The following is a 19062-nucleotide window of genomic DNA, read 5'->3' as shown; positions in this document are numbered from 1 at the left end:
ACGTTGTACATGATCCACCAGCATACTGCCCGCACCGAGAATACCGTTGCGTTGCACCATGTCAGGCCCTCCCGGCGCTGCCAAACACCTGCATCTGCTGCGCCACCACATTGGCAATATCGTGTTCTACCGCCATCAGCAGTTCAGCAAACGAGTCGTAGCGCGCATCACGCTGAGTAATTTGCTTTTCTATCGCGCCTAGTGCGGCTTGTGACATGCCGGTATAGAAATTGATTTTATGAATGCCCAAACTGATGGCGTGGCGGAAATCGGCATCACTGATCCCTGAACCGCCATGCAGCACCAAAGGAATGCCTGCCGCCGAGCGAATTGCCGCCAGACGCTCAAAGTCGAGCTTCGGCTCACCTTTGTATTTGCCGTGCGCGTTGCCAATCGCTACGGCCAGACAATCGATCCCGGTTGACTGGACAAACTCCGCTGCCAGAGCAGGATCGGTAAATTTGTTGCTGTCGGCCTCACCAAACAGCGCCCCACCTTCATCACCGCCCACTGCGCCCAGTTCCGCTTCAACCGAAACGCCAATGGCGTGGCACATCTTCACCACTTCGCGGGTCTGGCGCACATTCTCTTCATAACTGAGAGTTGAGCCATCAAACATCACCGAAGTAAATCCGAGGCGAATCGCCTGCATTACCGCCTCAAAATGCAAACCATGGTCAAGATTGAGCACCACCGGGATATCATGCAGCGCCGCTTCTGTGCGAATCGCCGCAATCAGATGCTCGAGGCTGACATACTTAAAATGCACTTCCGCGATGTTGATGATAAAAGGCGACCGTTGTTGCTCAGCCGCCTGGAACAGCGCACGCAAAAAATGGGTGTCCAGTACGTTAAATGCGCCGAGCGCGTATTGGTGTTGCTGCGCGTGGGCCAGGCCTTGCGCCAGTGAAATCAGTGCCATCGTGAACTCCTTCATGCCAGCCAGCGGTGATATTCGTTGCACAACAGCCAGCGCGGATCTTCATCCTCATCAATCGGATTAAAGCGCGCCAGCGGTGTGAGAAAGACGTTGTCATGCTCGTCATCGTTGGGCATCGAGACTTCGCCAACCAGCACATCGCCATAGCCCTCTTCGCCCCAGAAACTGTGCCAGATCCCAGGCAGCAAGGTGACGCTCTCGCCAGGAGAGAGACGCAGTTGCGATCCCGCCGCGTGAGTCTGGCGGATGCCATCCAACGTGACGTTAACCGGTGAATCATCAAGCCGGTCGCCCGCGCGGTTATGCAAAGTCACGATCAGATTTCCGCCGCCGCGGTTGATGATGTCTTCCATCTTTTGTGGATGGTAGTGCATCGGCGTCACCTGCCCTTCCCGCACGTGCATGATTTTTTCAGCGTAAGGTTTTCCCCACGGCTGACCGCCGCGCGAGCCATTGCGCAAGGTAAACAGGGTTAAACCGGTCTGCGAGAAATCATCAGCGCCGAAACTGGTGACATCCCAGCCCAGATGCAGCGCCAGCAGCTCTTCGGCGCGGCGTTTATCCAGCGCACGCCATTGGCTGAGGCCATAGTCGGCCCAGGGCGGCAGGTGCACATCCTGTCGCATAAAGAATTCGCGGGTGAGTTGCAGAATGGCGTTCACTTCGGATCGATGCATAACTCCGCTCCCAATGTGGGCGGCCCAGAGACCGCCTCAAGAAATCAACGTTATTTCACCGTCCAGCCTTTGTAGCTGCTGACAGTATTGCGATCGATCATCGTGACCGGAATCAGCACCGGTTTGTCCGGTGCGGGTTTGCCCTGCAGGATGTCGTAGCCAATCTCCACCGCTTTGGCTGCCATCACCTGCGGGTCTTGCGCTGGGGTGGCGACAAACAGCGATCCTTTACGTTTCAGGGCTTCTTCGCCATCTGGCGAACCATCGACGCCGACAATAAAGAACTCACTGCGCTGGGCTTGCTTGGCAGCTAAATCGGCACCAATCGCCGTTGGGTCGTTAATCGCAAACACCGCATCGATCTTCGGATTGGCAGACAGCAGTCCGGTCATCACCTCCAGGCCGCCATCGCGACTGCCCTTGGCGTTCTGGTTATAGGAGAGCAGTCTGATATCGGGATGAGTTTTCAGCTCGTTCATACAGCCTTCAACCCGGTTTTGCACCGCTGACACCGGAGGCCCGTTGATGATCACCACGTTGCCTTTGTTTTTCAGGCGGTCAGAGATGTATTTACAGGCCATCGCGCCTGCCTGGGTGTTATCGGAGGTAATGGTGGCATTGGCACCGTCAGCCGCCACGTCGACCGCCACCACCACGATGCCTGCATCACGCGCACGTTTCACCGCGGGAGCGATGCCTTTGGAATCGGCGGCGTTAAGGATGATCATGTCCACTTTGGCGGCGATGAAGTTATCTATCTGCGCCACCTGCTGACCAAGATCGTAACCGCTGGAAACCAGCGTCACATTGACCTTGTCGCCCGCCAGTTCACGCGCTTTCAGCTCAGCACCTTTGGTGATCTGCACGAAGAACGGGTTGGCGAGATCGCCGACGGTGACACCAATGGATTTGAGTTCTTTTGCCTGCACCAGTGGCGCACTCAACAACGTCGCCGCCAGCAGTCCGGTCAGAATCGGATTAAAACGCATAGTCGATGTTCTCCTGCTTTTTTGATTATGTTGGCGATCCAGCAGATCGCCGTTGTGTGACAGCCTGTTGCAAATACACCCTTAACCCACGTGATGACGTGTGCGGTACTTATCGATGAGTACGGCAATGATGATCACAGCGCCCTTAATGACCAACTGCCAGAAGTAAGAAACGCCCATCAGCGTCATGCCGTTGTTCAGCGTGGCGATTATCAGCGCACCAATTAGCGTGCCGGTAATGGTGCCGATACCGCCGACAAAACTGGTGCCGCCCAGAATCACCGCGGCGATTGCATCTAACTCGTACCCCACACCCAGGTTGCCGTTGGCGCTGTAGAGGCGTGAGGCGCTCATCAATCCGCCTAATCCCGACAACATGCCGCTCATGGCATAGACAAACACCAGCACCATGCCGACCTTGATCCCGGTGAGGCGCGCCGCCTGCACGTTGCCGCCCACGGCGTAGATGTGCACACCCAGGGTGGTACGGCGCAGAATGAACCAGCACAGCGCGATGACGGCAAAGGCAATAATGATCAGCCAGGGGATCGGCCCGAGATAACCGTTGCCTATCCACTCGAAATTGATGTCAGAGTTGATGACGGTAGTGCCATTCGCCAGCAAATAAGCCGCTCCGCGCAAGGCGGTATAGGTGCCGAGCGTCACGATAAAGGGCGGCAAACCTGCCCCCGCCACCAACAGGCCGTTGAACAGCCCCATGATAAGACCCGCCCCAAGCGCCGCAGGAATGGTCAGGCCCGCAAAGGCCGGATCCAGCGACACCACCATCGCCACGACCGCCGTGGTGCCCAGCATCGAGCCCACTGACAGATCGATCCCGCCGGTGAGGATCACAAAGGTCATCCCCGCCGCCAGCACGATATTGATCGAAGCCTGACGGGTAATATTCAGCAGGTTAGCTTCGGTAAAAAAGTTCGGCGCAACAAAACCAAATACCGCCACAATCAGGATCAAAATCGGCAAAATCCCTACCGTTTGCAGCAGGTCGCTCATCAAGGCGCGTTTAAGCGTTGGACTTTTTACGCGTGCAGTTTCACTGGTCATTGCGGTCTCCTCAGGCCTGTACCGGCTGTGCGCCGGTGGCCAGTGTCATAATGTTTTCCTGGCTAATCTCAGCGCCGCTCAACTCTCCGGCAATACTGCCCTCACGCATCACATACACGCGGTCACTCATCCCGACCACCTCCGGCAGTTCGCTGGAGATCATCAAAATCGCCACGCCCTGTTGCGCCATCTGGTTCATCATGCGGTAGATTTCACTCTTGGCGCCGACGTCCACGCCGCGTGTGGGCTCATCTAGCAGCAGAATGCGTGGTGCAATCGCTACCCAGCGTGAGATCAGCAGTTTCTGTTGATTACCGCCCGATAGCCCCCCGGCTCGTACCTGGGCGTGCGGCACACGAATGTTGAGTGATTCGATGGCATCACCGGCAATCTTTTGCCCTTTACGCCGATTAAGCAGGCCGTAGCTGGCATCGCGTTCCAGCGTCGCCATCACGATGTTTTCCTGTGCGGCCAATTCCAGGAACAGCCCCTGCTCTTTACGGTTCTCGGTGAGGAAGCCAATACCACGTGCGATGGCATCTCGCGGCGAATGAATGTTGACTTTCTCGCCATCGATCCAGATTTCGCCTCCCCTGGGTTGATGCACGCCAAAAATCAGCTGCGCCAGCTCGCTGCGTCCGGCACCGACCAATCCCGCCAATCCGACAATCTCCCCGGCACGCACCGAGAGACTACTGGGATGGACTTTGCGGTTATCGGTCAGGTGATTGACAGCGAGACGGACTTCGCCGAAGGGAATGTTGCGGTCTTTATTGAACAGATCGCTCAGCGGACGGCCAACCATCATACGCACCAGTTCACTGGCATTAAGCTGATCGCGCGTCAGGCTGCCAACATACTGCCCATCGCGCAGCACGCTGACGCGATCCGAAAGCTCATACACTTCTGCCATGCGATGGCTGATATAAATGATCGCCATGCCTTCGCTGCGCAGGCGTTTAATCAGCGCAAACAACTGTTCAGTTTCGCGATTGGAGAGTGCTGCCGTGGGTTCATCCATCACCAGAATGCGGCTGTTGCGGTGCAGCGCGCGGGCAATCTCCACCTGCTGCTGCTCAGCGATACTGAGTTTGCTCACCAGATCGCTGGCACTGAATTGGGCACCCAGACGATTAATCACCTGCTGTGCCTCTTCTGCCATCTGCCGCCTTTTCACCAGCCCACCGCGCGTGATCTCGCTGCCGAGGAAGATGTTCTCTGCCACGGTCAGATTGGGCGCCAGATTGATTTCCTGATAAATCAGCGTGATGCCCGCGGCCAGTGCCTCTTTTGGGCCTTTGATGGCGTAGGGTTTACCGTCGATAAGAATTTCCCCGCTGCTGGCGGTATAAGCACCGGCCAGAATCTTCATCAGCGTACTTTTCCCGGCACCGTTTTCGCCCATCAGCGCGTGGACTTCACCTGGCCACACGGTCAGATCCACGCCCTTCAACGCGTAGAAACTGCCGAAGCGTCGGGTGATTTCGCGCATTTCTAATATCGGTGTCGCCGTCATCGCCAGGCTCCTGCTTTCTGAAGTTGTCGCCGAGTGTTGCAACGCCAGATAAATGGAAAATGTCAGCGGCCATTCATATTTGTCATATTGCGCCCCGTTCACGCTTCTATACTCGCCGGGAGTTGAGAGGTAAGGAGTGGCCGCAATGAGTCAGAGTCTGCACTGGCACGCTGGCGCGCGGGGTCGCCTGCTGCTGTTTAACCTGTTAGTGGTGAGTGTCACGCTGGCGGTGAGCCTGGTGGCTATTTTTGGATTTCGCCACGCCGGTCACATTCAGGAGCAGGCACAGGCGCAAACCCTGGCGGATATGAACGGCAGCCTGGAGCTGGCGCGGGATACCGCCAATGTGGCCACCGCCGCTGTGCGGCTGGCGCAGGTGGTGGGTGCGCTTGAGTATCAGAGCGAGTCGGCACGCCTGCAGCAGACGCAGCAAGCCTTGCAGCAGTCCTTATCCCTGCTGGCGAACGCGCCATTGGCCGCACAGCAACCCGCGCTGCTGGCGCGCATTCGTGAACGCAGCCAGATGCTGGAACAGAGCATCAATCAGCTGCTGCGTGTTGGCCATCAACGCCACTTACAACGCAACGTGATGTTAAGTGGCCTGTGGCAGGCGCAACTGCTGCTGAATCGCATTGATGTGCTTGCCATCGACGGCGCTTTTTTGCCGCTGCGCCAGCAAACGGATGCCCTGTTAAAGGTGGCAATCCAGTCCACGGCACCGCAAGCCGCTGAACAGCAATTACAGCAGGTGCTGCCCATTTGGTCCGCCCTACCGTTACAGGATGCGCTGGCGATGCAGCGTGACCGATTGGTCGACACCACGCGCAGCTTACAACCCATCGCTGTTCAGCTTGAGCAGAGCGATATCGCCATTGCCTACGCGACCTATCGCATCAAAGCGCTGGTGGCGATGCTGAATGGCGACATCACTCATTATGTGCAACTGGTGGCGCAGCAGAGCGATGCGCGCAGTACCGCCACGCATCAGGAACTGGACTCCATCATCGGTTTTATTGGTCTGTTTATGCTGCTGGCACTGCTGATCACCGGTTACGCGGGTTACTACATCTATCGCAATCTCGGTTCCAGCCTGACCGCCATCGCCCACGCCATGACGCGTCTGGCCCAGGGCGAGAAAAGCGTCAATGTTCCGGGGTTGGCCCGCCGCGACGAGCTCGGCGATCTGGCTCGCGCCTTTAACGTCTTTGCGCGCAATACGGCTTCACTGGCCCACACTTCACGTCTGTTAAAAGAGAAAAGCAATCAGCTGGAATCCACTTTCCTCGCCATGCGCGATGGCTTTGCACTATTCGATAACAGTGGGCAACTGGTGGTGTGGAACGCGCAGTACGCCGAGTTACTCGGCATTCCGGCACGCGACCTGCATCGCGGCCTGCATTATCAGCGTCTGCTAGAACGAATGGATGTGCAGCTCACCAGCCTGCAGGATGCGCAGGAAGTTCGCCTGCCCGACGGCCGCACGCTGGAACTGCGCTTTAGCCCAGTGCCACGCCGTGGCATGGTCAATACCGTGCTGGAGCGCACCACGCGTAAGGCGCTGGAAGAAGCGCTGCTGCACAGCCAAAAAATGAAAGCCGTCGGCCAACTCACCGGCGGTATCGCCCACGACTTTAACAACCTGCTGGCCGTGATTATTGGCAGTCTGGCGCTTACCGTGGGCCAGCTCCCCTCTGGTTCGCTAGCCAGTCGCATTGAGCGTGCGCGGCTGGCGGCGGACCGCGCGGCGCAGCTTACCCAGCGGCTGCTGGCCTTCTCACGTAAACAGTCGCTTTATCCGCGTGCGGTATCAGTCATTGAGCTGGTCGATAATCTGCACTCACTGTTACAGCATGCACTGTTGCCCGGTCAGCAATTAGTGGTTGATGCGCAACGCCCCGGCTGGCCCGCGTGGATCGATGCCGGGCAACTGGAAAATGCGCTGATGAATCTGGTGGTCAATGCACGCGATGCCATGGAGAAACAGAGCGGAGAAATTCGCCTGCGCATCTGGAATCAGCGAATGCAGGAAGCGGATGGTAAACGCGATCGCGTGACCATTGAAGTTATCGATCACGGCTGCGGCATGTCAGCCGAGGTACGTGAACAGGTGTTTGAGCCATTTTTCACCACCAAAGAGACCGGCAGCGGCAGCGGACTGGGGTTGTCGATGGTATATGGATTTGTGCGTCAATCCGGCGGGCAGATCGAGGTGGAAACCGCCCCCGGCCAGGGCACTACTGTGCGCCTGTTACTGCCGCGCGCACCGGAAGCGGTCCAGCCCGCGCCGACTCTTCCCGAGTTTACGCCGGGTTCAAGCAGTGACCGGCTGGTGTTGGTGCTGGATGATGAACCCGCCGTCAGGCAGACATTGTGTGAGCATCTGCATCAACTCGGCTACCTCACTTTAGAGTGTGGCGATGGCGAATCCGCACTGACGCTGCTGCGGCAGACGCCAGATATTGAGTTGTTGATCAGTGATTTGATGTTACCCGGCGCGTTAAACGGGGCGGATGTGATTCGCCAGGCACAGCAGCAGTGGCCAGAACTGGCCACCCTGCTGATCAGCGGTCAGGATTTGCGCCAGAGCCAGGTCACTTTGCCACTGTGCGAACGGCTGGCAAAACCCTGGCAACAGGCACAGTTAGCGCAGGCGCTGGAGCGCGCCTGGCAACGCAGTGAACGGCTTAATCGCGCACGGCAGGCTGCCACAGCGGCAACGGTTTCCCCGTGATATAGCGCTTACGCAGTTTGCTGGAGATGACATCCATGATCATCACCACGCCAACCAACAGGATGGTCAGGAACATCACCACATCCCAGTTCCACAGGCGCATGTTTTCAGCATAAACCAGACCGACGCCCCCTGCGCCGACAAAGCCAAGTACCGCCGCCGAACGGGTATTGGATTCAATCTGGTACAGGCTCAATGCCAGGAAGGTCGGGAAGGATTGGGTAAAGATGCCAAAGCGATGTTTCTGCAGACTATTGGCCCCCACCGCACCTAAACCCCGGCTCGGCGAACGCTCAACCGCTTCATGCCCTTCGGCATATAGTTTGCCCAGTAAGCCCACGTCCTGTACCACAATCGCCAGCACACCCGCCAGTGGTCCCATGCCAACTGCACGCACAAAAATCAGGCCCCAGATGGCCATATCGACACCGCGCAGGATGTCGAGCAAACGGCGCACCACTAAGGAAATCGGACGGGCAATCGGATCGTGCATTACGTTGCGGGCGGCAAGGAAAGACACCGGCAGCGCAATAATGGAAGCGGTCAGCGTCCCGGCGAAGACAATCGCCAACGTGATGCCAATCTGCGAGAAATAATAGCCAAATGGCCAGTTCATAAAGTCTTGCCAAACGAACATGCGCAGGAAGTAACGCCCTAGTTGCTCGCAACCGATAATCACTCGGCTCCACTCAATACCGAAAAACTCAAAGAAGAACAGGTAATAGAGCGCGATGGCAAGTGCAACGCCAGCCACGCGGCGCAGATAACGGTTCTGTGCGGCGAACAGTGCAGGATGTTCCTGCTTCAGTTTTGCCACATCCGGTGCTAATGCGATCATTTGATATCCCCTTCCACCACGCGACGGCGCAACCACCCGGATACCGTATCCAGCAGCGACACCACCACAATGATCAGCAGCAGCGTAATACTGACCTGATCGTAACGATCCAGTTTGATGTTGGTCATCAGCTCCTGGCCGATACCGCCCGCCCCCACCAATCCAAGGATGGTAGAAGAACGGAAGTTCACTTCCAGACGCATAAAGCTGTAAGAGAGAAACGTTGGTTTCACCTGCGGCCAGAAGGCGAAGCGCATGCGCTGTAATTTGGTCGCTCCACATGCCGCGAGGCCGCGCACCGGTTTGTCTGAAGCGCTTTCAATCGATTCATAAAACAGTTTGGTCAGGCTGCCCACGGTATGTAGCGCTAGTGCGAGGAAGCCGGGAATTGCCCCAATGCCAAACGCCATCACGAACATCACTGCCCACGCCAGTTCTGGCATGGTGCGCAGGAAAGCGACGAAAGCACGGATCGCGATGCGGACGCTGCGCGGCGTCTGGGTGTTATCAGCAGCGAAAAACGCCAGTACCCCAGCCACCATCACCGCCACAATGGTCGACGACAGTGCCAGCTGCAGGGTTTCCCAGATCAGCGGCAGCTGGAAGTGCAGACGGTAGCCCCAGTAGGCCAGCGAGCCCTCGGTTTTCCCATCGGAGAACAGCACGGGCAGATGCAACACCGGCACGGTTTCGCCGATGTAATCGAAAAAGTGTGGCAGTGATTGCCAGACGGTGACCAGATTGAATTCCGCCATCTTGCCCGCAGCGAGGTAGAGCGCCACCAACAGCAGCGACCAGAGCACGGTGTCGCGCTTTTGCTGGCGACGAATGCGTTGGTAGTAGTGTTCGAAATCGGTCAAGGGGAATGTCCTGTGGTAGAGGATGGTGCAGATGTGAAAAGGGTCGCCATCACGGGCGACCCTGCCGGTCAGACGCGAAATTAACCGCGTGAGCCTTTCATCAGATCACGTTTCATATCAATGATGTTCTGATAATCGGCAACGGTTGCCGGGCCGATGTGCTGAGCACCACCCACCGCTTTAACAAAGCAGCTGTGGTCTTCTTTATCCAGCTTCTTGATCGCCGCCACCAGCTTCTGTTTGAAGTCAGCGGGCAGGTTATTGCTCACCAGAATTGGGCCGTTAGGGATCAGCGGAGACTGCCAGATAATACGAATTTTCTTCATCAGGTCAGGCTGGTCCATGCGCATCATGCGACCAAAGGCACCTGAGGTATAACCCTTGTCGTAATCACCAACCAGAGAAGTCCAGGTCACCGCGCCTTCAAACTGACCGTTCAGCACACCCAGGATGTCCTGCTCATGGCCGCCAGAGAAGGTGACGCTGGAGAAGGTGTTGTTGTACTTGTCGTCAACAGTGCCACCGAACTCTTTCTTGAACGCCTGGTTTGGCATCAGGAAGCCAGAAGTTGAATCCGGATCGGCCATACCGAAAGATTTGCCTTTCAGGTCTTCCAGTTTTTTGTACGGGCTGTCCGCTTTCACGATCACGACTGAGTGGTAACCCTGTGAACCGTCTTTGTCATCCACCACGATGCCGACAACATCAACCGCTTTCGGGTTCTGCAGATAGACGGAAGCGTAAGATGCTGGAGACATGCTCAGCACCATATCAATTTTGTTACCCAGCAGGCCCTGAATCACGCCTGAGTAGTCAGACGAGTTGCGCATTTTGGTATCGACATTCAGCTCTTTGTCGAAGAAATCTTTCACGCACTGGTTATCACCGATCTGCTGAGTGGCGTTCTGTCCACCCAAAATCCCGAGGTTCAATTCTTTTGGTGCATCCGCTGCGTTAACGCCAAAAGTCATTGCAACAGTCAATAAAGCTAAAGAGGTCAGTTTCATTCGTGTTTTTTCTCTTGCCGTGGAAGTTAGTGGAGCTGGTTAATTTCGTCGCCGTACAGCTCATGCAGCAAGCCATCGGTCAACTGAGAAGGATGTCCGTCAAACAGCACTTTGCCGCGCTGAATGCCGATAACACGGGTGCAGTACTGCTTCACCAGTTCAATCGAGTGCAGGTTCACCATCACGCTGATGCCCTGCTCACTCACCTGGCGCAGCACATCCATAATGCGTTTGGTGTTTTTCGGGTCGAGTGAGGCCACCGGCTCATCGGCCAGCAGGATGCGCGGGTTCTGCATCAGCGCACGGCAAATCGCCACGCGTTGCATCTGGCCACCTGACAGATTCTCCGCACGCTGCAGCGCCTGCGGCAGCATGTTCATCCACTGCAGCAGTTCAATGGCCTGCGCGCGGTCCGCTTCGGAGAACACTTTGAAGAAGGATTTCAGGGTTGAGGTCTGGCTCAGGCGTCCCAGCAGGACGTTGGTCAGCACATCAAGACGCGGCACCAGACAGAAGTCCTGGAAGATCATGCCGCATTCGCTGCGCCATTCGCGCATCTGGCGGCTGTTGAGCGTCACCACATCACGATCCGCTTCACCCTGACGATTGCTGAGAATCGCACCCTGCGAAGCACTGATGGTGCCGTTCAGCATGTGTAACAGTGTCGATTTGCCTGCGCCTGAGCGACCAATCACGGCCACCAGCTCGCCCGCATGCAGATCGAAGCTGACATTATCCAGTACGCGGTTTTCGCCGTACGCCTTGCACAGTCCCTGTACCGACAGCACCTTGTTGCCTTGCCCGGCGTGCGGAACATAAGGATTGTCGATAACGGTTTTCAGTAATGCCTGTGCCATGTTGCACTCCATCTCGCTGAGGTCTTGATTGCCCGTTATTACGGGCAAATCCGATGAAGTCTTGATGACAGTAAAATGATTAAACAGTGACAGCGTGTGAGGAACCGACCGTGATGGTCTGACCGTCGGTAGCCGCCAGCACATTGTCCGGTAAGCGATTATTGAGTAACCAACTGTCCATCTCATGGCTCAGGTGGATAAGCCAGGCCTGGCGTGGCGCCAGCTGTTCAATAATCTGCAATGCGCGCGTCACATCATTATGATTGCGTACGCTTTCTCGCGGCGGGTCATTGCAGTCAATCACCAGCTGATCCAGCGGTTGACCATCAAGAAAATCTGCCGTGTCCGGGGGTAGTCCGCAGGTATCACACAGCCAGGCAAGCCGCGTACCGTGCCAGTCGAACAGGTAGCCATAAGTGAGTTTTGAGTGCTGTAACGGCAGCGGCGTGACCTGCAACGTCCCGAAACTGTGAGGCACAAAAGGCGTTAACGCAGAACGGAAATCCAGCAGGCCCGGATGCTTAAACAGGTCATCACAGCCCTTCTCATCCGGCGGCGCCCACACCGGAATCGGTTCACCCAATCCCCAACGCAGGCTAAAGAGTCCCGCTACATGATCCATATGAAAATGGGTCAATAAAATGCGACTTAGCTCGCCGGGACGAAAGCGCTGATGCAGATCGTGACGTCCGGCATCCAGCAAAATACGTTCGCTGCCGGTATCAATCAGCGCACTGGTGGCGGCACGTGCGCGTCTCGGTTCAAGGCGGGCGCGTTCACAGGCGTGGCAATCACAGCCAAACAGCGGAGCAGACTGTACGCCTCCAGTACCGAGAAAAGTGAGGTTCATGGCGGATGCTCCAGCAGTTGGCGCAACCCGTTAAGCGTATCGCTGAGTGCGCCATCGTTATTGAGCGGATGGCAGTGCGCAGGCAGCGGTTCTGCCGCACGCGCCAGCCTTTTACCGATTTCGGCTTCACTTTCACGTCCGCGCTGCCGTAAACGCATTTCCAGCACCGCCGGAGAGACTTGCAGCACCAGCGGCAACAGTTGTGCCCCGTAATGCTGCTCAACAATCGGCAAATGCAGACGTGAACCATTGACCAATACATTCAACCCGCGCGCCAGCCAGTGATCGATCTCTTCTCCCAGACCGTAATACAGGCCGTGTGCCTGCCAGCTGATGGCAAACAATCCCAGTGCCTGACGCCGCCGAAACTCGGCCTCGCTCAGCGCCACATGGTTTTCGCCCCCGGCATCGGCCGGACGCGTAATGTAGCGATGGGCGATGACCAGGTTATCCGGCGGCGCTTCGCGTAGCGCATTCAACAGACTGTCTTTACCCGAGCCCGAAGGCCCGGTTAGCCAGATCAGGCGCGCCATCAGAACACCAGCCTGCCCTGCGACCAGACGTGGCGAATGTGTGGATGCCCATGTTCGGTATGCGCCAGCACCAGATCGGCTCGCATGCCTTCGCCAATCACTCCGCGATCGTGCAAGCCAATAGCGCGAGCCGGATTACGTGTCACCAGCGCGGCGGCTTGGGGCAACGTCAGGCTGTTGCGCTCATCCGCCACTAAGCGGAACACCGCGTCCAGCAGGCTCGCCGGGTAGTAGTCCGATGACAAAATATCCAGCAGGCCATGGCTGGCCAACTCCCAGGCTGCCACGTTGCCGGAATGCGAGCCGCCGCGTACGATATTCGGCGCGCCCATCAACACCTGCATACCGCATTCCCGCGAGGCGCGTGCGGCCTCCAGCGTGGTGGGGAATTCAGCAATGGTGCTGCCTACATCGTGTGATTCGGCAACGTGTGCCGCTGTGGCATCATCATGGCTGGCAATCGGAATGCCGCGCGAACGGCACAGGCCGGAAATGGCGTTGCGGTTCGGGGTGGAGAACTCGGCGGCCAGCGCCAGTTGCTCACGCTCGAACTGATCCATCTGCTCATCATTGAGCGAATATTTGCCCTGATAGTAAGTGCGATACATCTCCAGCGAAGCGTACTGACGCTGGCCTGGCGAATGATCCATCAGCGACACCAGCGACAGCTCCGGCGTACTCATCAGCTTTTCGAACAGCGGCAGCGTGGTGTTATGGGGCAACTCACAGCGCAAGTGCAGATGGTGATCGACACGGTTAATGCCTTTGCGGTTACTGTCCTGAATCGCGTTGATCATCTTGCTCAGGTTCTCAATGCGATGACCGCCGTCGCGCACATCGCCGACACCAATGGCATCCAGCACCGTGGTAATACCGCTGGCGACCATCAGCGCATCGTGGCTACTCATTGCCGAGTGCGCGGGCCAGTCCACTTTCGGACGCGGCGTGAAGAACTTATCGAGGTTATCGGTGTGCAACTCGACCAGACCTGGCAGCAGGAAGGCGTTTTCGCCATCGAGTGCGCCCGCTAATTGGCTGGTACTGTCACTGAAACTGGCAATGCGACCCTCACGAATTTCCAGCGAACCGGTGACAACTTCATGTTCCAGCACCAAACGGACGTTATTGACGATCATGCTTCTGCTCCTGTTTTAACCGGCTGCATGACGTGCAGGCGATCGGCCACGCGTGCGCGCACCGCTTCGTCATGGAAAATACCCACAATGGCGGCACCACGGGTGCGCGCCTGTTCAATCAATTCCACCACCGCTGCGCTGTTGGCACTGTCGAGGGAAGCGGTAGGTTCATCCAGCAGCAGCACTGGATAGTCGGCGATAAAGCCACGCGCGATGTTAACGCGCTGCTGTTCACCGCCGGAGAAGGTCGAGGGCGCGAGTGACCATAAACGCTCCGGTACATTGAGGCGCGTCAGCAGTTCTTTGGCACGTTTCTCGCAGAAAGCACGCTCCACGCCGCGTTCCAGCAGTGGCTGCATGACGATCTCCAGCGTTGGAACACGGGGAATCACGCGCAGGAACTGGCTGACCCAGCCGACGGTTTCGCGGCGAATCGCCAGTATCTGGCGCGCGGGGGCCTGCGCCATATCGATCCACTCACCCTGATGTTGCAGCCAGATATGACCGCTGTTGGCCTGATAGTTGCCGTACAGCGCGCGCAGTAAGGTGGATTTTCCGCTGCCGGAGCGACCGTGCAGCACCACGCACTCACCGGCGCACACTTCAAGATTGGCATCCTGCAGCACCGGCAGCTCGGCGCTGCTCTGGTTGTGCAGCACAAAGGTTTTGCTGAGTTTCTCTACGCGCAATAAAGGTTGCATGTTGATGTCCTGATGAAGTTAAGCCAGCACCGATGAAACCAGCAGTTGGGTGTAGGGATGGTGCGGATCGTCCAGCACCCGATCGGTCAGACCGCTCTCCACCACTTTGCCCTGCTTCATCACCAACAGACGGTGCGCCAGCAAGCGCGCCACGCCGAGATCGTGCGTGACAATCACCACCGCCAGATTGAGTTCACGAACCAGGGTACGCAGCAGATCCAGCAGTCGCGCCTGCACGGATACATCCAGTCCGCCGGTCGGCTCATCCATGAACACCAGCGTGGGCTGGGTCACCAGGTTGCGGGCAATTTGCAAACGCTGCTGCATACCGCCGGAGAAGGTGGTCGGCAAATCGTCAATGCGGTTGGCGGGGATTTCGACGTCCTGCAACCAGCGCATCGCCTCTTTACGGATATCGCCGTAATGGCGCTGGCCGACGGCCATCAAGCGCTCACCAATGTTGCCGCCTGCCGTCACCTGCGGACGCAATCCATCCAGCGGATGCTGATGCACCACGCCCCACTCGGTGCGCAATAAGCGGCGGCGATCGCTTTCACTTAGCTGATAGAGATCCTGAGCGCGATAGAGAATGTTGCCCTGCTGTGGCGCTAAACGCGCCGACAGGCTGCGCAGCAGCGTGGTTTTGCCGGAACCAGACTCACCCACAATGCCCAAGACTTCCCCTGGATAGAGTTCAAAGCTGACGTCTTCAAAACCTTTGCCTGGCGCATAGAGGTGCGTCAGATTGTTGACCGCAAGCAGCGGCTGTTCACTGTGCATGTTGTTGTTCCTGCTGCTGGTGGCAAAAATCGGTATCGGAGCAGACAAACATGCGCGTACCGGCATCATCCATCACCACCTCATCAAGGTAGCTGTGGCGTGAACCGCACAGGGCACAGGGTTCATCCCAGCTTTGTACGGTGAATGGGTGGTCGTCGAAGTCGAGGCTTTCCACTTTGGTGTACGGCGGCAGCGCGTAGATGCGTTTTTCACGGCCAGCACCAAACAGCTGCAGTGCGGGCATCATGTGCATCTTCGGGTTGTCGAATTTCGGAATCGGCGAAGGGTCCATCACGTAGCGATCGTTGACCTTGACCGGATAGGCATAGGTGGTGGCGATATGGCCGTAGCGGGCGATATCTTCATACAGTTTGACCTGCATGATGCCGTACTCTTCCAGTGCGTGCATGGTGCGAGTTTCCGTTTCGCGTGGTTCGATAAAGCGCAGCGGCTCAGGAATCGGCACCTGGAAAATCAGCACCTGATCTTCCTGCAGCGGCGTCTCCGGAATACGGTGGCGCGTCTGGATCAGCGTGGCATCTTTGGTGGCTTCAGTGGTCGCTGCGCCGCTGACGCGCTGGAAGAAACGACGGATGGATACGGCGTTGGTGGTGTCATCCGCGCCCTGGTCAATCACCTTCAGCACGTCGCTGTCACCAATGATGCTGGCGGTGATCTGGATCCCGCCAGTGCCCCAGCCGTAAGGCATCGGCATTTCTCGTCCGGCAAACGGCACCTGATAACCCGGAATCGCTACCGCTTTGAGGATCGCGCGACGAATGGTGCGCTTGGTCTGCTCATCCAGATAGCCGTTGTTATAGCCGGTTAACTCACTCATCGTTTTGCTCCTGAACCTGTTCACGCAGCCGTTTCAGCAACTCCAGCTCCGCCTGGAAATCGACGTAATGCGGCAGTTTCAGATGCGAAACAAAGCCCGCCGCTTCCACGTTGTCGGCATGCGACAGCACAAACTCTTCATCCTGCGCCGGACCGGCAATACGTTCATCGTAATCGGGTGCTTGCAGGGCACGATCCACCAGCGCCATCGCCATCGCCTTGCGCTCTGAACGGCCAAACACCAGCCCGTAACCACGGGTGAAGTGCGGCGCACCTTCGGTTTGCGTGGTGAAGCCGTTAACCATTTCACACTCGGTCAGCAGGATTTCACCGATATCAATCTCAAAGCCCAGTTCTTCCGGGCAGATCGATACGCTGAGATAGCCGGTGCGGATTTCGCCAGCAAACGGATGGTTACGCCCGTAGCCACGCTGGGTGGAGTAACCGAGTGCCAGCAGAAAACCTTCATCGCCGCGCACCAACTGTTGCAAACGGGCCGCGCGCGTCGCTGGATAACCCGGCGGCTCGCGGGTGATATCGCACGGCTCGCTGCCATCATCCTCTTCACGCGCCGCCAGACCTTCTTTGGTCATCATGCTGAACACGTGCGGACAGCGCTCAGGCAGTGCCTGATCGTCACGCGGTGCCGCCGGGGTTTCACCATTCGCCAGCAGAGTGAAATCGAGCAGACGGTGGCTGTAATCGTAAGTGGGGCCGAGTACCTGACCGCCCGGCAAGTCCTTGTAGACCGCCGAAATACGACGTTCGATGCGCATCTCGTCGGTTTCCAGCGCCAGGCTATCAGCCAGACGTGGCAAGGTGGTGCGATAGGCGCGCAGCAGGAAGATGGCTTCCACCAAATCGCCGCTGGCTTGTTTAATCGCTAAGGCCGCGAGCTGGGGATCGTAAATGCCGCCTTCGGTCATCACGCGATCCACTGCTAATCCCAACTGTTGCGCGACCTGATCGCAACCCAGTTCCGCCACGTCACGGTCGCCACGGCGCAGATCGGCCTGAAGCTCATGGGCGCAGGCTATCGCCTTCTCGCCCCCTTTCACCGCAACGTACATCAGCACACCTCCACGTCAGTGGTGCGTGGCAAGGCCATCATCGCTTCACCGCAGGTGAAAATCAGATCCACGCCCAGTGGGAACGGATGCGGACGCTCGCGCAGATAAGTCAGAATCGCTTCCGGCAACTGTGGCGCGATGGCGCGTGATTCACGCAAGCCAGGGCCGGACAGGCGCAGGGTTAAACCCCCATTCAGGGAGGGCACTTCAATGATCAGCGTGGTGCTTTTTTCCGGTGACATATTGTCGCCCGGCGCGAACTGCGCAGGATCCGGATTTGACGCTGCATGGGTTAAGGCAAACGGTGCATGGCGCTCTTCCACAATCGGCACACCGGTGTGGAAACGCAGGTTGTTACGCACGATTTCGTTGTCTACACGGCTATCCAGCCACAGCGCACTCTCCTGATCCACCAGCGTCAGCAGTACCGCCGTCGCGGCAGGAGACAAATCGCCCCAGCCCTGTTCCAGCGGCAGTGAGACCATGACGCCTGGCTCGCTCATGGCTTTCAGGATGCGACGAAAAGCACGCTGTGAATCGGCAACCGGATGGTTAAAACTGGCCAGTAATGTCATTAGTTATCTCCGCGTACCAGCGTAAAGAAGTCCACTTTAGAGCTGGCGATTTCACGTGCACGCAGCTGACGCTGCTCTTCACGCAAGGCCGCCAGCGGGGCAATTAATTTTTCCTGCAACAGCGCATGGGTTTCTGGCTGTTGCAGCAGCGCATCAATCACGGCGCAGCGTTCGGCATGGGCTTTATCGCGGCCCAGCACATAGCTGAAGCCAAGGGTGCCATCGTGCAGTTTCACTACGGCACGCGTGACCGTGGCATCGCCCATCACGAAGCGTTTGCCGCTACCGCCCATGCGCGCCTGCAAACGGGTTAAACCGGTTTCGGCGGGACGAATCGCTTCAAATTGTGCATTGAGGTGCAGCGACTGCCAGTGGGCATTTAGCTGGCTGGCTTCGCTGTGCGCGAGTACCGATAGCCAATGCTGGCGAGCGGTTTGCTGTTTCATTCATGCTCCAGAGTCAGTTCAATCATGTCGCCACGCGTCAGGCTGACGGAGTATTCCGCTACCTGACCGTCACGGTGCTTATTCAGGGTGCGCACGCACAGCAGCGGCGACTGCAGGGCAATCTCCAGCTGTTTACACTCTTTAGCCTGGGCGCGGCGGGTGCTGATTCGGGTTTGCGAACGCGTTAAATCGAGGCCAAGGTGCTGCTGCATAAAGTCATGCAGCGAGCCGTTCTGGAACTGCTGTATCGTCGGCCACCAGCTTAGTTCCGGCAGGAAGTGATTGATGACACACACTGGCACACCATTGACCCGGCGCAACGTGCGCAGGTGAATCACGTTATCGCCTTCATTAATGGCCAGTGCACTGGCCACGTCGCTGCTGGCCGGTCGCAGCACTGCCAGCAAACGTTCGCTGGTCGGATGGCTGCCCTGCTCCAGCAGGTTCTGGCTGAAGCGTGCCTGCGCATGCAGGGGGTAATCGTAAGGACGCATCAGCACCAGAATGCCGACGCCGTGGCGGCGTTGCAGCAGTCCTTTATTGACCAGTTCATCTACCGCACGACGCAGCGTATGGCGGTTAACTTCATAGTGATCGGCTAGTTGTTGTTCGGAAGGCAGATAGTCACCGCAGCGATAACGCTCTTGCAGTGCC

At 57.5% G+C, this 19062-nt stretch carries 20 protein-coding genes; 1 reads left to right on the top strand and 19 read right to left on the bottom strand.

The window, feature by feature from the left end; genetic code table 11:
* Window positions 1-61 precede the first annotated feature (61 nt).
* From H7A81_RS16970 to H7A81_RS16950, 5 genes are all read right to left on the bottom strand, one after another.
* Window positions 62-922 (bottom strand): ketose 1,6-bisphosphate aldolase, encoded by an 861-nt coding sequence (locus tag H7A81_RS16970; RefSeq protein ID WP_166932172.1) that lies wholly within the window; start codon window positions 920-922, stop codon window positions 62-64.
* Between the two features lie 11 nt (window positions 923-933).
* Window positions 934-1617, bottom strand: coding sequence for a D-lyxose/D-mannose family sugar isomerase (locus tag H7A81_RS16965; protein ID WP_166932170.1), 684 nt, complete (start codon window positions 1615-1617; stop codon window positions 934-936).
* Window positions 1618-1667: 50 nt separating this feature from the next.
* On the bottom strand, window positions 1668-2606 hold the full coding sequence (locus tag H7A81_RS16960; protein WP_182058132.1) for an ABC transporter substrate-binding protein: 939 nt from the start codon (window positions 2604-2606) through the stop codon (window positions 1668-1670).
* A gap of 81 nt (window positions 2607-2687) precedes the next feature.
* Window positions 2688-3671 carry a ribose ABC transporter permease gene (locus tag H7A81_RS16955; protein WP_058962099.1) on the bottom strand — a complete coding sequence of 328 codons (984 nt, stop codon included), beginning with the start codon at window positions 3669-3671 and terminating at the stop codon, window positions 2688-2690.
* 10 nt (window positions 3672-3681) lie between these two features.
* A complete protein-coding gene (locus H7A81_RS16950) occupies window positions 3682-5187 on the bottom strand; it encodes a sugar ABC transporter ATP-binding protein (protein ID WP_182058131.1) in 1506 nt (501 codons plus the stop codon).
* A 145-nt stretch (window positions 5188-5332) separates the two neighbouring features.
* On the opposite strand from H7A81_RS16950, the gene H7A81_RS16945 reads away from it, so the two are divergent.
* On the top strand, window positions 5333-7918 hold the full coding sequence (locus H7A81_RS16945; protein WP_182058130.1) for an ATP-binding protein: 2586 nt from the start codon (window positions 5333-5335) through the stop codon (window positions 7916-7918).
* Here H7A81_RS16945 and phnE (H7A81_RS16940) read toward each other — a convergent pair.
* The 14 genes from phnE (H7A81_RS16940) to phnF form a co-directional block, all read right to left on the bottom strand.
* On the bottom strand, window positions 7872-8756 hold the full coding sequence (phnE, locus tag H7A81_RS16940) for a phosphonate ABC transporter, permease protein PhnE (protein WP_034824559.1): 885 nt from the start codon (window positions 8754-8756) through the stop codon (window positions 7872-7874). The two genes, H7A81_RS16945 and phnE (H7A81_RS16940), sit on opposite strands and share 47 nt — an antisense overlap.
* The gene (gene phnE, locus H7A81_RS16935; RefSeq protein WP_182058129.1) at window positions 8753-9616 is read right to left on the bottom strand and encodes a phosphonate ABC transporter, permease protein PhnE; all 864 of its coding nucleotides are present in this window, start codon (window positions 9614-9616) and stop codon (window positions 8753-8755) included. Before phnE (H7A81_RS16935) ends, phnE (H7A81_RS16940) begins: the two co-directional genes overlap by 4 nt.
* Window positions 9617-9696: 80 nt before the next feature.
* A complete protein-coding gene (gene phnD, locus H7A81_RS16930; protein WP_182058128.1) occupies window positions 9697-10623 on the bottom strand; it encodes a phosphonate ABC transporter substrate-binding protein in 927 nt (308 codons plus the stop codon).
* Between the two features lie 26 nt (window positions 10624-10649).
* Window positions 10650-11480: a phosphonate ABC transporter ATP-binding protein gene (gene phnC, locus H7A81_RS16925; RefSeq protein WP_034824566.1), complete on the bottom strand. Its 831-nt coding sequence runs from the start codon at window positions 11478-11480 to the stop codon at window positions 10650-10652.
* Window positions 11481-11559: 79 nt separating this feature from the next.
* Window positions 11560-12330 carry a phosphonate metabolism protein PhnP gene (gene phnP / locus H7A81_RS16920; protein ID WP_182058127.1) on the bottom strand — a complete coding sequence of 257 codons (771 nt, stop codon included), beginning with the start codon at window positions 12328-12330 and terminating at the stop codon, window positions 11560-11562.
* Window positions 12327-12863: a ribose 1,5-bisphosphokinase gene (gene phnN / locus H7A81_RS16915; protein WP_182058126.1), complete on the bottom strand. Its 537-nt coding sequence runs from the start codon at window positions 12861-12863 to the stop codon at window positions 12327-12329. The genes phnP and phnN overlap by 4 nt, the downstream gene beginning before the upstream one ends.
* Complete coding sequence (gene phnM, locus H7A81_RS16910; RefSeq protein WP_034824572.1) at window positions 12863-13999, bottom strand: alpha-D-ribose 1-methylphosphonate 5-triphosphate diphosphatase; 1137 nt, start codon at window positions 13997-13999, stop codon at window positions 12863-12865. Before phnM ends, phnN begins: the two co-directional genes overlap by 1 nt.
* Window positions 13996-14700 (bottom strand): phosphonate C-P lyase system protein PhnL, encoded by a 705-nt coding sequence (gene phnL, locus H7A81_RS16905; protein WP_034824574.1) that lies wholly within the window; start codon window positions 14698-14700, stop codon window positions 13996-13998. Before phnL ends, phnM begins: the two co-directional genes overlap by 4 nt.
* A gap of 18 nt (window positions 14701-14718) precedes the next feature.
* A complete protein-coding gene (gene phnK, locus H7A81_RS16900; protein ID WP_038646247.1) occupies window positions 14719-15480 on the bottom strand; it encodes a phosphonate C-P lyase system protein PhnK in 762 nt (253 codons plus the stop codon).
* Complete coding sequence (locus H7A81_RS16895; protein ID WP_058962106.1) at window positions 15470-16318, bottom strand: alpha-D-ribose 1-methylphosphonate 5-phosphate C-P-lyase PhnJ; 849 nt, start codon at window positions 16316-16318, stop codon at window positions 15470-15472. The genes phnK and H7A81_RS16895 overlap by 11 nt, the downstream gene beginning before the upstream one ends.
* Entirely contained in the window at window positions 16311-17387 is a 1077-nt protein-coding gene (locus tag H7A81_RS16890; protein ID WP_182058125.1) for a carbon-phosphorus lyase complex subunit PhnI, read from the bottom strand. The genes H7A81_RS16895 and H7A81_RS16890 overlap by 8 nt, the downstream gene beginning before the upstream one ends.
* Complete coding sequence (gene phnH / locus H7A81_RS16885; protein WP_182058124.1) at window positions 17387-17962, bottom strand: phosphonate C-P lyase system protein PhnH; 576 nt, start codon at window positions 17960-17962, stop codon at window positions 17387-17389. The genes H7A81_RS16890 and phnH overlap by 1 nt, the downstream gene beginning before the upstream one ends.
* Window positions 17962-18408 carry a phosphonate C-P lyase system protein PhnG gene (phnG, locus tag H7A81_RS16880; protein ID WP_034824584.1) on the bottom strand — a complete coding sequence of 149 codons (447 nt, stop codon included), beginning with the start codon at window positions 18406-18408 and terminating at the stop codon, window positions 17962-17964. The genes phnH and phnG overlap by 1 nt, the downstream gene beginning before the upstream one ends.
* Window positions 18405-19062, bottom strand: a 658-nt coding sequence (gene phnF / locus H7A81_RS16875; RefSeq protein ID WP_255478986.1) for a phosphonate metabolism transcriptional regulator PhnF, incomplete at its 5' end; no start/stop codon positions are given. The genes phnG and phnF, both read right to left, overlap by 4 nt.

Source organism: Pantoea sp. ME81 (assembly GCF_903970985.1).
Classification (GTDB): domain Bacteria; phylum Pseudomonadota; class Gammaproteobacteria; order Enterobacterales; family Enterobacteriaceae; genus Pantoea; species Pantoea communis.
This window is presented reverse-complemented; position numbering and strand designations above follow the sequence as displayed.